This window comes from Nonomuraea sp. B12E4 (genome assembly GCF_039871825.1).
Classification (GTDB): Bacteria; Actinomycetota; Actinomycetes; order Streptosporangiales; family Streptosporangiaceae; genus Nonomuraea.
Genome location: NZ_JBDPME010000022.1, coordinates 59,802 through 73,244, shown reverse-complemented (window position 1 = coordinate 73,244; position 13,443 = coordinate 59,802). Strand labels below are relative to the sequence as shown.

12 protein-coding genes are annotated in these 13,443 nt (G+C 69.7%); 2 read left to right on the top strand and 10 right to left on the bottom strand.

The window, feature by feature from the left end:
• Positions 1-66 precede the first annotated feature (66 nt).
• The 6 genes from folE to dacB all read right to left on the bottom strand — a co-directional run bounded on the left by folE (position 67) and on the right by dacB (position 7,170).
• Positions 67-645, bottom strand: a complete 579-nt coding sequence (gene folE, locus ABGB18_RS35985) for a GTP cyclohydrolase I FolE (RefSeq protein ID WP_347700130.1) — start codon at positions 643-645, stop codon at positions 67-69.
• On the bottom strand, positions 642-2,636 hold the full coding sequence (gene ftsH, locus ABGB18_RS35980) for an ATP-dependent zinc metalloprotease FtsH (RefSeq protein ID WP_347700129.1): 1,995 nt from the start codon (positions 2,634-2,636) through the stop codon (positions 642-644). Before ftsH ends, folE begins: the two co-directional genes overlap by 4 nt.
• A 238-nt stretch (positions 2,637-2,874) precedes the next feature.
• The gene (hpt, locus tag ABGB18_RS35975; RefSeq protein ID WP_347700128.1) at positions 2,875-3,426 is read right to left on the bottom strand and encodes a hypoxanthine phosphoribosyltransferase; all 552 of its coding nucleotides are present in this window, start codon (positions 3,424-3,426) and stop codon (positions 2,875-2,877) included.
• Positions 3,427-3,437: 11 nt separating this feature from the next.
• Positions 3,438-4,439, bottom strand: coding sequence for a tRNA lysidine(34) synthetase TilS (gene tilS, locus ABGB18_RS35970; RefSeq protein ID WP_347700127.1), 1,002 nt, complete (start codon positions 4,437-4,439; stop codon positions 3,438-3,440).
• Between the two features lie 100 nt (positions 4,440-4,539).
• On the bottom strand, positions 4,540-5,616 hold the full coding sequence (locus tag ABGB18_RS35965; RefSeq protein WP_347700126.1) for a zinc-dependent metalloprotease: 1,077 nt from the start codon (positions 5,614-5,616) through the stop codon (positions 4,540-4,542).
• Between the two features lie 159 nt (positions 5,617-5,775).
• The gene (gene dacB / locus ABGB18_RS35960; protein ID WP_347700125.1) at positions 5,776-7,170 is read right to left on the bottom strand and encodes a D-alanyl-D-alanine carboxypeptidase/D-alanyl-D-alanine-endopeptidase; all 1,395 of its coding nucleotides are present in this window, start codon (positions 7,168-7,170) and stop codon (positions 5,776-5,778) included.
• 108 nt (positions 7,171-7,278) lie between these two features.
• Here dacB and ABGB18_RS35955 point away from each other — a divergent pair, with 108 nt between their 5' ends.
• Complete coding sequence (locus tag ABGB18_RS35955; RefSeq protein ID WP_347700124.1) at positions 7,279-7,776, top strand: inorganic diphosphatase; 498 nt, start codon at positions 7,279-7,281, stop codon at positions 7,774-7,776.
• 6 nt (positions 7,777-7,782) lie between these two features.
• On the opposite strand, the gene ABGB18_RS35950 is transcribed toward ABGB18_RS35955, so the two are convergent.
• From ABGB18_RS35950 to ABGB18_RS35935, 4 genes are all read right to left on the bottom strand, one after another.
• On the bottom strand, positions 7,783-8,883 hold the full coding sequence (locus ABGB18_RS35950) for a C40 family peptidase (protein WP_347700123.1): 1,101 nt from the start codon (positions 8,881-8,883) through the stop codon (positions 7,783-7,785).
• 54 nt (positions 8,884-8,937) lie between these two features.
• On the bottom strand, positions 8,938-10,377 hold the full coding sequence (locus tag ABGB18_RS35945) for a sigma-70 family RNA polymerase sigma factor (RefSeq protein WP_347700122.1): 1,440 nt from the start codon (positions 10,375-10,377) through the stop codon (positions 8,938-8,940).
• Positions 10,378-10,526: 149 nt separating this feature from the next.
• Positions 10,527-11,246, bottom strand: a complete 720-nt coding sequence (locus tag ABGB18_RS35940; RefSeq protein WP_347700121.1) for a hypothetical protein — start codon at positions 11,244-11,246, stop codon at positions 10,527-10,529.
• Between the two features lie 159 nt (positions 11,247-11,405).
• Positions 11,406-13,016 (bottom strand): ATP-binding cassette domain-containing protein, encoded by a 1,611-nt coding sequence (locus ABGB18_RS35935; protein ID WP_347700120.1) that lies wholly within the window; start codon positions 13,014-13,016, stop codon positions 11,406-11,408.
• Between the two features lie 174 nt (positions 13,017-13,190).
• Between ABGB18_RS35935 and ABGB18_RS35930 the strand changes: the two genes are divergently transcribed.
• On the top strand, positions 13,191-13,418 hold the full coding sequence (locus ABGB18_RS35930) for a hypothetical protein (protein ID WP_347700119.1): 228 nt from the start codon (positions 13,191-13,193) through the stop codon (positions 13,416-13,418).
• Positions 13,419-13,443 lie beyond the last annotated feature (25 nt).

Below are 13,443 nucleotides of genomic sequence, written 5' to 3'. Positions count from 1 at the left end.
CTAGTCATGGGCCAAGCCTAGGCGCTCCCCCACACCCGTTGACATCGTGGGTACCCCGTTCGGTTGTCAGCGGCCGAGGATGAGCGCCATCGCCTCGGAGCGGGTCTTGTCGCTGGTCCGGAAGTCGCCACGGACTGCCGAGGTGACCGTTTTGGCACCCGGTTTGCGTACGCCACGCATGGTCATGCACAGGTGCTCGGCCTCCACCACCACGATCACTCCGCGCGGATCCAGCACGCGCATGAGGGCGTCGGCGATCTGGGACGTCATGCGCTCCTGCACCTGGGGCCGGCGGGCGAACACGTCGACCAGGCGGGCCAGCTTGGACAGGCCGGTGACCTGACCGCGGTCGTTGGGGATGTAGCCCACGTGGGCGACGCCGTGGAACGGCACCAGATGGTGCTCACACGTCGAATAAACCTCGATGTCCCTGACGAGCACCATCTCGTCGTGATCGACGTCGAAGACCTTGGTGAGCACGTCCTCGGGCGCCTGGCCAAGCCCTGAATACTGCTCGGCCATGGCCCGGGCGACCCGGGCGGGTGTGTCGAGAAGGCCGTCGCGATCGGGATCCTCGCCGATGGCGTAGAGGATCTCGCGTACGGCCTTCTCGATGCGGCCCAGATCTATGTCGTGCTGGGTCACGCACTGTCTCCGGACGGGAGGGCGTCCTGGTGGCCCGTGGTCAGCGAGCCGTTGGCGGACTGCTCCTTGGGGGTCAGGATCGGAGGACGGTCGGAGGGGAGGCGCTTGCCGTAGCCCGCGTAGGACGGACGGTGCTCCTTGACGACCACGGCGGCGAAGATCTGGAGCACCTGCTCGCGGGAGAGGGTCTCCTTCTCCATGAGCTCCAGCACCAGGTTGTCGAGCACGTCGCGGTATTCGACCAGGATGTCCCACGCCTGGTCGTGCGCCGTCTCGATCATCCGGCGGACCTCCTCGTCGATCGTGGAGGCGATCTTCTCGGAGTAGTCGCGCTCGTGGCCCATCTCGCGGCCCAGGAAGACCTCGGCCTGACCGGTGCCGAACTTTCGGGCGCCGAGCTGCTCGCTCATGCCGTATTCGGTCACCATGCGGCGGGCGACGGCGGTGGCCTTCTCGATGTCGTTGGAGGCGCCGGTGGTGGGCTCGTGGAAGACGAGCTCCTCCGCCGCGCGGCCGCCGAGCAGCATCGCGAGCTGGTCCATCATCTCCGACCTGGTGGCCAGGAACTTGTCCTCCATCGGCAGCGTCATCGTGTAGCCGAGCGCGCGGCCGCGGGACAGGATCGTGATCTTGTGCACCGGGTCGGAGTTGGGCAGGGCGTGCGCCACCAGCGCGTGACCACCCTCGTGGTAGGCGATCATCTTCTTTTCCTTGTCGGACATGACCCGCGTCTTGCGCTCGGGCCCTGCCATGACACGGTCGATCGCTTCCTCAAGGGTGTCCATCGTGATCAGCTTCTGGTCGGCCCGCGCGGTGAGCAGGGCGGCCTCGTTGATCACGTTGGCCAGGTCGGCGCCGGTGAACCCGGGGGTGCGGCGCGCGATGACGTCGAGGTCGACGTTGGGGGCGAACGGCTTGCCGCGGCCGTGGACCTTGAGGATGCCCTTGCGGCCCTCGAGGTCGGGGCGGTCGACGGTGACCTGCCGGTCGAAGCGGCCCGGGCGCAGCAGCGCCGGGTCCAGGATGTCGGGCCGGTTGGTCGCGGCGATGAGGATCACGCCGCCCTTGACGTCGAAGCCGTCCATCTCGACGAGCAGCTGGTTGAGGGTCTGCTCGCGCTCGTCGTGACCGCCGCCCAGGCCGGCGCCGCGGTGGCGGCCGACGGCGTCGATCTCGTCGATGAAGATGATCGCCGGGGCGTTGGCCTTGGCCTGCTCGAACAGGTCGCGCACACGTGAGGCACCGACACCGACGAACATCTCGACGAAGTCCGAACCGGAGATCGAGTAGAACGGCACGCCGGCCTCGCCGGCGACCGCGCGGGCCAGCAGGGTCTTGCCGGTGCCGGGCGGGCCGTACAGCAGCACGCCCTTGGGGATCTTGGCGCCGATCGCCTGGAACTTGGCCGGGGCCTGCAGGAACTCCTTGATCTCCTGGAGCTCCTCGATGGCCTCGTCGGCCCCCGCGACGTCCGCGAACGTGGTCTTGGGGGTGTCCTTGGTGATGAGCTTGGCCTTGGACTTGCCGAAGTTCATCACCCGGGAGCCGCCGCCCTGCATCTGGTTCATGATGAACAGGAAGACCAGCACGATGAAGACGATCGGCAGGAAGCTCACCAGGATGCTGACGAGGATGTTGTCCTGCGGCACCTCGGTGGTGAAGCTCTTGGTCTTGCCGGCCTCGACCTGAGTCTGGAGCTCGTCGGTCAGCTTGCTGCCGTAACCGGTGACCCAGTCGGACTGGATCAGCTTCGTCGGGGCGTCGCCGGGCTTGACCGCGATCGCGTTGGCCAGCGTCACCTCGATCCGGTTGTCCTTGTCAATGATCCTGGCGTTGCTGACGTTTCCGGCGCGAATCTGCTGGAGAACCAGGGACGTGTCGGCTTCCTTGTAATTGCCACCGCCACTCCAAAGCTGGGTGACGAGGAGAAGGAGCACGACGATGCCCAGGATCCACAGCAGTGGCCCACGTGTAAATCGCTTGAGATCCATCCGATGCGGAACCCCTTGCGGGCCCGTCCCTTCCTGACCATGGCCTGGAACCCCGGGCTGGCCCGGGGCCGCGGCATCCGGCACCGCGACTTCTGACTACCCGAAGGGGACGCGTGGTCACCCTCCCGGAGTCTGAAGGTACACCGGCAGAGCGCACGGAGGGACCCGCCCGCTACACCGGCCTTGCCATATCAACGTACGTCACGTTGCGCGATGTTCCCGGCGGCGCCAGGGATTGCTACTTGTAAACGTGTGGGGCGAGGGTGCCGATGAAGGGCAGGTTGCGGTATCGCTCGGCGTAGTCGAGCCCATAACCGATGACGAACTCGTTGGGAATGTCGAAGCCCACGTATTTCACATCGATCGGCACCTTCACCGCGTCGGGTTTGCGCAGCGCGGCGCAGATCTCCAACGAGGCGGGATTGCGCGCTTTCAGGTTTTCCAGCAGCCAGTGCAGGGTCAAGCCCGAGTCGATGATGTCCTCGACGATCAGCACATGGCGGTTCAAGATGTCGGTGTCGAGGTCCTTCAGCACCCGTACGACGCCGGACGACCTGGTGCCCGCGCCGTACGACGACACCGCCATCCAGTCCATCTGCACGGGCAGGTGCAACGCTCTGGCCAGGTCGGCCATCACCATGACGGCCCCCTTGAGCACGCCCACGAGCAGCACTTCCTGGCCCGCGTAATCCTCGTCGATACGCCCGGCCAGCTCCTTGATCTTGGACTGGAGCTCGTCTTCCGGAATGAGGACCTTCTCCAGATCCTTGCCCATGTCGGCAGCGTCCACCTGATGGTTCCTTACGCGATGGGACTGATGGCGAGTATCAGGGTGCCATATCGCCGCACGGCGGACAGGCCCCCGGGCAGGTCAACCGCTTTCTGCCCGTGCCAACTCATGACCAGCCGGTCCACGGCCAGCACGTGGGTGGAGGAAAGCGCCCCGGACGGGGCCCCCGCCGTAATGGCCGCGCGCCGCAGCACCCTCCGCCGAACGGCGTCGGGCAGCTTCTCCAACTCCGCTACGGCGAGCGTCACAGACCCACCGATATCGCTAAGAGCGCAATTCCTGTACGCCTCCGCCGCCCATTCATCCAATGCGTCGGCGTCCTCGCGGGCCATCGCGGCGGTCCTGGCGAGCGCTTCGGCCACGCCAGGGCCCAACTCGCGTTCGAGGACCGGGAGGACCTCTTTCCTGACCCGGACCCTGGCGTAGCGGGGGTCCTCGTTGTGCGGGTCGTGCCAGGGCTTCAGGCCCTGCGCCTGGCAGGCCAGGACCGTGGTGCTCCGCGGGATGCGCAGTAGCGGCCTGCGGTAACGGCCGGATTCCGCGGCCATGCCGGAGAGCGAGCGCGGGCCGCTGCCCCTGGCCAGGCCCAGCAGGACCGTTTCGGCCTGGTCGTCCCTGGTGTGGCCGAGCAGCACGGCCTCCGCCCGGAGCCGGTCCGCCGCCTCTGAGAGCGCCGCGTATCTGGCCTCCCGGGCCGCCGCCTCGGGGCCGCCGGCGGTGCCGACGGTGACGGTGAGCACCTCGACAGGTTGGAGCCCCAGCTCCTGGCCGATCTCCGCGACCTGCCGCGCCCGCTCGGCGGATCCCTCCTGGAGCTGGTGGTCCACGGTCACCAGGCCCGCCCTGAGACGCATCCTGGGCGCCACGAACGCCAGCGCGGCGGCCAGCGCCAGGGAGTCGGCCCCGCCGCTGCAGGCCCCCAGGACGAGCGCGTCCTGGGGAAGGCCTGCCAGCGCCTCACGCACTGCCCGGCGGACGTCGGCTACGGCTGGATGTGGGCCCACGGGTGCCATTGTCCCGGCTCACCGACCATCACCGCACGTCGATACACCCGCGGAACGGCCCTCCACGTCGATCCTGGCCCCCGCCCACCGGGTGGACGTGGGCGGGTCGTCAGGCCGGGAGGGCGGGAGTGTTGACGACGCGGGCGATCCAGGCGTGCGGGTCGGCGATCTCCTGGGAAGTCGGCAGGGTCTCCGGAGAAGTCCAGATCTTGTTGAAGCCGTCCATCCCCACCTGGTCCACCACGGTCCGGACGAAGGCCGAGCCCTCGGCGTACTGCTTCATCTTGAGGTCGATCCCCAGCAGGCGCCGCACCGTACGGTCCACGCGGGAGCCGCCCTCGCGGCGCTGGGCGAACTTGCCGCGGATCTCCGCCACCGTCGGCACCACCGCCGGGCCCACCGCGTCCATGACGTAGTCTCCATGGCCTTCCACCAGGGTCATCACGGCCGTCAGGCGGTCGAGGATCTCCTTCTGGCCCGGCGACTGGATGGCGTCGATGAGGTTGCCCTCGCCGCCGCGCACCACGTCGGCCACCGTGTCGGCGGCGTTGCGGAGGCGTTCGAGGAGGGTGGGAAGATCGAGGTCGGAGGCCAGCAGGAACTCGGTCATCTGCGAGCGGACGTATTCCCGCAGCCAGGTCACGCCGGTGAACTGAACCCGGTGGGTCTCCTCGTGCAGGCAGACCCACAGGCGGAAGTCGTGCGCGTCGACGCCCATCTCGCGCTCGGCGTGCACGATGTTGGGGGCGACCAGGGTCAGGCGGCCGGCGGCGGCCTGACCGGTGGGGTCGGGCGGGAGGAACAACTCGTACTGGCCGAGGACGCGGGAGGCGAGGAAGGCCAGCACCGCCCCGACCTCGACGCCCGTGATGCGCGAACCCACGGCGGTGACGATGGCGGGCGGCGGGCTGGCGCTGTTGCCCATGCGCTCCGTGAGCGGCTCCAGCACCACGCGGAAGCCCTCGACGTTGGCCCTGATCCAGCCGGGCCGGTCGACGATGGTCGCGGGTTGTGGCGCGGTTTCCGTGTGAATCTTGGTGAACTCGCGCACGTGGCCCTCGGCCTCACGCGACAGGGTGCGGAGCTCGGTGACGGCCTGCCTGGCCTCCTCCCGGCTCACTTGAGGACCGGGGCGCACCAGGCGCGTGCCGGTCGTGACGGCCAGATCCCAGTCGATCACCTGCATACCGTCCACCGTACGTGGTCCGGGGTCAACCTGCGAAGGAACGCCGGTGTCTGGACTGAGGAGAGAGGGAGCGCAGCGACCGAACGACGAGGGAAGACACCGGACCCAGTGACCGAGCCGCGATCCACAGGATCGCCATCGAACACGCCGGTGTCCGACTCAGGACCTGGCGACTATGGCCGCCAGGCGGTCGAGTACGGGCTCGGCGTTGACCGGGACGTCGTCGGCCATGAAGGCGAACGTGTACAGGTGGCCGTCCCTGGTGGGCGCCAGGCCCGCGAGCGTGTTCACGAAGTTGAGGGTGCCGGTCTTGGCGCGTACGACGCCGACCTGGTCCTTGCTGTCCTTGGAGGTGAAGCGCTCGCCGTTGCCCAGCGTGCCGGAGAAGCCGGCGATCGGCAGGCCGGTGGCGACGGCGTGCAGGTCGGGGTAGTTCGGGGAACCGGCCATGGCGACCAGCTTGGCCAGGGCGTGTGGGGTGATGCGGTTGAGGGTGGACAGGCCGCTGCCGTCGTCGAGGGAGATGCCGTCTCCCGCGCCCAGCCGCTGGAGGACGGCCACCACGGCCTTGGCTCCCCCCTCGAAGGACGCCGGCTGGCCCTCCTTGATGGCCACGTGCCTGAGCAGGGCCTCGGCCAGGTCGTTGTCGCTGCGGGTCAGGGTGTGCTCGACCATGGCGTAGAGCGGGGCCGAGTCCACCTTGCCCAGTTCGGCCGCGCCGGCCGGGGCCTTGCCGGGGCGGATCGACTTCCCGACCGCTATGCCCTTCTTGGCGAGCAGCTTGGCGAAGGCGTCGGCCGCGTGCCGCGGCGGGTTGGAGACCCGAGGTCTGAGGCGGTAGTCGCGGCGGCCCTCGTCCATCGCCAGGGCGTAGACGGGTGACACTTCGCCGTCCGGGATGTAGTTCGGCTTCCAGCCGCGCGGGATCGGCGAGCCGACGAAGAGCGAGACATCGTAATAAAGGGTGATTTTTTGCAATCCCCGTGCCTTAAGGCTGGCCGCAGTCCGGTTGGCCAGGGTGACGATCGAGGCCTGCTCCGGGTAATCCTCCTTGGCCGCCGGACCCGCCAGGAACGGATCGCCTCCGCCCACCAGGACCACGGTGCCCGGCTTCGAGCCCAGGACGGCCCGCGTGGACAGCCGGGAGTCCGGACCCAGGGCGGCCAGGGCGGCGGAGCACGTGACGATCTTCGTGGTCGAGGCCGGAGTGACGGCCATGTCCTGGTTGGCGGCGAAGACCTGCGCGCCGGTGGCCGCGTCGAGCACGATGGCCCCGACCCTGTCACCCAGCGCCTTGTCACCCAGGGCGCGGGTGAGCTGCTGGGTCAAAGTACTCTTGGTCGGGAGAGGTCCGTCCCCCGACTTCGCCGAGAGCTGGGCCAGCACAGGCCCCGCGGTGACCACGGGGACGGGGGAAGTCCCGTCCGCCGGAGACGCAGTCGGTTCGGTCGGTGAGGGCTGGCTCGTCAACGCGCCCAGGCTGAGGTCGGTCGTCATCGCGTAAACGCCGATGACGATCGTCAGAGCCTGGAGCACCGCGAGGGTGGTCAGCATCACCCATCGGTCGTGCCGCGCCACGTCGCCTGCCCTCTCTCCCGTGTCCGACTACGAGACATTAACGCCCAACCGGGCCTGCCCGGGGGTTTGAGTGGAGGAACCGCAGTGGAGTTCGACGTTGTCGTTGAGATTCCCAAGGGACAACGCAACAAATACGAAGTGGACCACGAGACCGGGAAGATCAGGCTTGACCGGCTCCTGTTCACCTCCACTCAATACCCCGCCGACTACGGCTTCATCGAGCACACCCTCGGCGAGGACGGCGACCCGCTGGACGCGCTCGTGCTGCTGCAGGAGCCGACGTTCCCCGGCTGCTACATCACGTGCCGGGCGGTGGGCATGTTCAGGATGACCGACGAGAAGGGCGGCGACGACAAGGTCCTCTGCGTGCCCTCCACGGACCCCCGGATGCATCACATCCAGGACATCCACCACGTGTCGGAGTTCGACCGGCTGGAGATCCAGCACTTCTTCGAGGTCTACAAGGACCTGGAGCCGGGCAAGTCGGTCGAGGGTGCCAACTGGGTGGGCCGCATCGAGGCCGAGGCCGAGATCGAGCGGTCGTTCCAGCGGGCGAAGACCGAAGGGCATCACGGGCACTGACTCCCCTCATCGGGGCCTGGTGGCGCCCACCAGGTCCCCCCGCCAGATGGGAGCGACTCGGACCACGTCACCGGTCTGCGGCGCGTGCACCATCTGGCCACGCCCGACATAGATGCCGACGTGGTGGATGGTGCCGGGGTCGTCGCTGATGTGCCCGAAGAACACCAGGTCACCGCGGTGCAACTGGTCGATCGGAATGTGCGGCCCCGAGGTCCACTGCGTGCCCGTCCAGTGGTCCAGCCGCACGCCCACCTTCTCCCAGGCCCGCATCACCAGCCCCGAGCAGTCGTAGGTGTCGGGGCCGTCGGCCGCCCACACGTACGGCTTGCCCAGCTGGGTCAGCGCCCAGTTGGCCGCCGCGTCGCCCATCGTGGAGCCGCCGGTGAGCCCTGAGACGGCGGCGGCGCGCTTGCTGGCCAGCCGCTGCGCGTGCCCGCGGGCCGCGTCGAGGCGTCGCTCCAGCCGCGCGGCCTGGGCCCGCAGACCCCTGGTCTCGGCGCTCTGCCTGGCCACCGCGGCCTCGGCGGCGGTCTTCGCCTGCCTGGCGAGCTCGGAGACGGCCTGCTGGGCCGCATAAGCGTTGGCCGCCTGCGTCCGCAGGATGGCGGCGACCTCCTGGGCGGCGCGCATCCTGGCGAGGATCGCGGTGCGCTCGCCGCGCAGGTGGCCGAGCACGCTCGCCCGGTGCAGGAAGCCGTCCGCGCTGCCTCGGTCGAGGACCATGCCGACGACCGGATCCATCGGGCCGAGCCCGGTGTAGTCCTCCATGGCCAGCAGGGCGACGTCCCGCCGCGCCCGCTCGGCCTCGGCCTCGGCCGCCGCCAGCCGCGCCCGCGCCTGTGCGTGCGACTCCTCGGCCTGCCGGAGCCGCACGACCTCCCCGTTGTACGCCTCCACCAGCCGCTCCACCTCGGCCGCCAACTGGTCCAGCCGCGACTGCGCCGTGGCCAGCTTCGCCGTGGTCGCGCCCAGCTCCTTCGACCGCTCCCGGACGGCCTGGCGGGCCTTCCGCACGTCGCGGGCGGAGGGACCGGGGTCGGCCTCGACCGGCGCGCACGGCATGACAGCCAGGCAGCACGCGAGCAGCCCCGCCCCAAATGCACGCATAGGTCCCCCCGACCACGCATGGTTACTCTATGCACACAGTTCCCGGCTATGTGCTCACGTAACGTGGTCGCTCGGACTCGCTGCGGGAGTTGTCGCGGGCTCCCCCGTGGGGGTGGGGGTGGCCGGCTCCGTCGGGGCGGTGGTCGGGGTGGGGGTCGGGGTGGGGGTCTGCGTCGGGGCCGAGGTGAGCGTGGCGGTCGGAGTGGGGGCGGGGGTGGTCGGGCAGGGGGTGCGCGGCTTCGAGGGCCTGGGGCGGGGCGTGGACCCTTCCTGGCCGGGCTCGGACGGAGGATGCAGCGGCGGGGTCGGCTGCGGGTCCTGGGGGCCCGCCGACGGCGCGGGATCATGGTCGCCGGCCGGCCGGGAGCCCGCGGGGGTGGGAGTCACCGCGGGGGCGGGCAGCGCGGGCCTGGGTGACGAGGTCACCCCGATCGGCTGCGTGCCCGTGCTGTCCAGACTGGGCTCCACGGCCGGAGGGTCGTCCTGCGGGTCGTCCTGCCAGGGCAGCCGGATGCCGGGCGGCTCCCCGGTCGCCGGGAAGGCGGCCGTGGCCACAGCCGAAGGCCCGCCGCTCTCCGTGTCGGCCTGGTTGAAGATCACCGCTATCGCCACCACGGTCGCGACCGCCGCCAGCGCGCCCGCCAGCGCCTGAGGCCACCGTCGAGCGTCCCCCTCCGCGGGAACGGGAAACCCGGCGGCGCCCAGCGCGGCCGTACGCCTGGCGACGTAGCGGCGATAGGGCAGCAGCTCGGGGTCGAGGAAGCAGCTCAGCACCCTGACGCGCAGCGAGTCGGGCAGCGTCGCGAGCGGCAGCAACTGGAAGACCTTGGCGGCCGACACTTGGCGGCCGCGGTGCGGGGCGCAGGTCTCGCAGCGCGCGAAGTGGGCGACCAGGTGCTCGCGCATCTGCCCGGTCAGCTCGCCGGAGAACCCGGTCAGGATGCGGGCCCGCACCGGACAGTCATAGGGGCCCTTCCTGGCCAGGAACTCCGCGGTGATCGCGTCGCCCAGGTGTTCGCGGGCCGTCTCCTGCAGCGGCTCCACCTGGCGCGCCGGGATCCCGAGCACCTGGGCCAGCTCGGCGGGGGGCAGCTCGTGCCGGTAGGAGAGCTCCAGGATCTCCCGGTCGGCGGCGGGCAGGCCCTGGACCGCGTTCCAGGCCATGATCCGCAGGTCGGCGTCGGCCGGGTCGTGCGGCGGCGGCGCCTGCGCCAGGGCCTCGGCGGCGCCCGGCGGGGCGGCGGCCCGGCGGCGCAGGCACTCGGCGCGGGCCAGCGCGTAGAGCCAGGTGCCGAGCCGGTCCGGGTCGGCCAGCGCGCCCGCGTGCGCCTCGGCGGCGATCAGCGTGTCGCGGAGCGCCACCTGAGCGCCGTCGGCGCTCAGGAGGAGGGACCAGCAGTATCGGAAGACCCTCTCCGCGTACGCGTCGTAGAGCGCGGCGATGGCCCCCGAATCGCGGGCGCGGAGTGCTTCGACCAGGGCGCGGTCATTCATGTGACCGAAGGTAATGGATTGGTAACTAGTAGTTCCACCACTTCCAGGGCTAAAGCCGTGTCCGTCGAGTAAAGTTCTCGGATTTCGTACGGATAATTGAGCCGATCGTCATCAGGGGCCGATTTTTCAGCATTTATGGTTGTGTTTCGCTATTGCTTGTGACTATTGATGACCTGCGTGCTGCGGTCCTCCGCGAACGGCTCGGTCACCGGTTTGGTCGTGTGCACCGGCACGGCCCCGCCGAGCGCCAGATCCTCGAAGGGACGGCCGGTCGAGCCCCAGGTACTGGCCGTGATCTCGGTCTTGACCACGTGGCTGCCGTTGGGCATGCCGCCGGCGGTGAGGATGAATCGGGGCAGGCTGCCCGCTTTCACGTCGTCCACGAACGTGCTGCCGCCGCCGATGAGCTTGCCGTTCCCGTCGCGCAGCAACGCGTTGATGACGAGGCTGCCGGCGGGCTGCCGATAGGGATTATCAATATATCCGGTAATAAGGTATGTGCCGTCTTTCTGGCGCATTGTCCGGACACGGGTGATGGGAAATTTCTGGAAGGCCGAGGCGATCCGGGCCGCCTGCCGCCACTGCGCGGGGCGGTACTGGATCGTCACCTTGGCCGGGCGCTGGGCCGAGGCGGCCGAGCCGGTGAAGGCCAGCGAACCGCCCGGCGGCACGGCGTCGAGCGGCTGGTCCAGCCTGACCACCTCGGTGCCCGCGGCATCGCGCCCGACGATCGTGGCCACCACGTGCTCGCCGAAGTGCCAGGGGTTGGCGTTGCTGAGCACGCCGGCCCAGCTCACGGTATAGCCCTCGGCGGACTTGATGACGTTGGACACCTGCTCCTTGAGAGCCAGGGGCTTGAGCTCTTGCACTGGTCGTTCCTCGCTCGCGCACCCGGTGAGGCAGATCGCCCCGAGTGCGAGGAGGCTGACGGTTCGGCTACGCGGGATCACTTTGCCGTGATAACCGGTACCTGGGCACGCCCGGCAGGTGACACGCGCCAGCCGTACCAACTCTTTAACCGGGCCCTTTCAACGGGGCCGCGCGACCCGGGCCTCGTCCCAGACCGGCCCGGCGGACTCATAGACCGTGCCGTCGGAGCCGAAGACCAGGTAGCGGTCGAAGTCGGCGGCGAACCAGCGGTCGTGGGTGACCGCCATGACCGTGCCGTCGAACGCGTCCAGCCCCGTCTGCAGCGCCTCCGCGCTGGCCAGGTCGAGGTTGTCGGTCGGCTCGTCGAGCAGCAGCAGCGTGGCGCCCGACAGCTCCAGCAGCAGGATCTGCAGCCGCGCCTGCTGGCCGCCGGAGAGCGTGTCGAACCGCTGCTCGGCCACCCGCCCCGCGAGCTCGTAGCGGGCGAGCGCCTTCATGGCCTCGTTCTTGAGCTTGGCGTGCTCGGCCATGACGATCTCGACCGGGGTGCGGCCGAGCAGGTCGGGCCGGGCGTGGGTCTGGGCGAAGTGGCCGGGGACCACGCGGGCGCCCAGCCGGGCCACGCCATCGTGGGCGACCGGCTCGCCGGCCAGCAGGCGCAGGAAGTGGGACTTGCCCGAGCCGTTGGAGCCGAGCACCGCGATCCGCTCGGCGTACCAGACCTCCAGGTCGAACGGGCGCATCAGCCCGGTGAGCTCCAGCCCCTCGCAGATGACCGCGCGCTTGCCGGTGCGGCCGCCTTTGAGGCGCATCTTGATGTTCTGCTCGCCCGGGGCCAGCTCGGGCGGCCCGGCCTCCTCGAACTTGCGCAGCCGCGTCTGCGCCGCGTGGTAGGCGGGGGCCATGCCGTCGTTGTATCTGGCCTTGTTCTTCAGCATGTTGACCAGGGCCTTGAGCTTGGCGTGCTCCTCGTCCCAGCGCCGGCGCAACTCGTCGAGGCGCTCGTTGCGGGCCCTGCGGGCCTCGGCGTAGGTGGCGAACCCGCCGCCGTGGATCCAGATGCCGCCCGACTCGACGGTGACGATCCGCTCGACCGCGTTCGCCAGTAGCCGGCGGTCGTGGCTGACCAAGAGCACGGTCTTGGGCGTCTCCTTGAGCTGCTGCTCCAGCCACTCCTTGCCGGGCACGTCGAGATAGTTGTCGGGCTCGTCGAGGAGCAGCGTCTGGTCGGGACCGCGTAGCAGCGCCTCCAGGACCAGGCGCTTCTGCTCGCCGCCCGACAGGGTGGACACGTCCCGGTATTTCACCCTCTCGTAGGGCAGGCCGAGGGCGGCCACCGTACAGGTGTCCCAGAGCACCTCGATGTCGTAGCCGCCGGCGTCGGTGTAGTCGGCGATGGCCTGCGCGTAACGCATCTGCGTCTTCTCGTCGTCGCGCTCCATCATCGCCAGCTCGGCCGCGTCGAGCCGCTCGGCCGCCCGGCGTACGGCCGGCGGTGCGACCCCGAGCAGCAGGTCGCGCACGCCGCTGCCGTCCCGCACGCTGCCGATGAACTGCCGCATCACGCCCAGCCCGCCCGAGCCGGCCACGGAGCCGTCGACCGGCTGGAGGTCGCCGGCGATCAGCCGCAGCAGTGTGGTCTTGCCCGCGCCGTTGGGCCCGACGAGCGCCGCCTTGACGCCTTCACCGATCCGGAAGGACACGTCGTTGAGCAGGGGCCGCCCGTCGGGCAGCACGTATGTCAGATGTCCTACTTCGACGTGGCCCATCCCGGCAGGGTAACCGCCGCGTTCCGGCCTCGCATCCGGATATTCGGCGGGCGCGTATCAGACGAGCACGTCCTTGTAGAAGATGCTGGCCCTGCGCGCGCCCGAGGAGCCCGAGGCGAGGCCGAGGCACAGGCGCGGGGGGACGCCGCGCCGTTCTTGACCTGGACCGCATAGATGTGCCCGTTGCTGGTGTCGAAGGCGAACGACTGCAGGACGGTCTCGTCGTACAGGGCCTTCTTCCAGATGAGTTGCTCGGCGGGGGCGGTCAGGTCGAAGCGGCTCGCCGCCGAGCCGGTGGAGGCGGCGGCGGTCCGGGTCGCGGTCTCAGTGGGCAAGGGCCGTCATGGCGACGCCGGCACCGAGTTTGAGGAGACCTCGACGGGTGACCGGGTTGGGCAATGACATCTCACACCATTCCTCCGGGGTT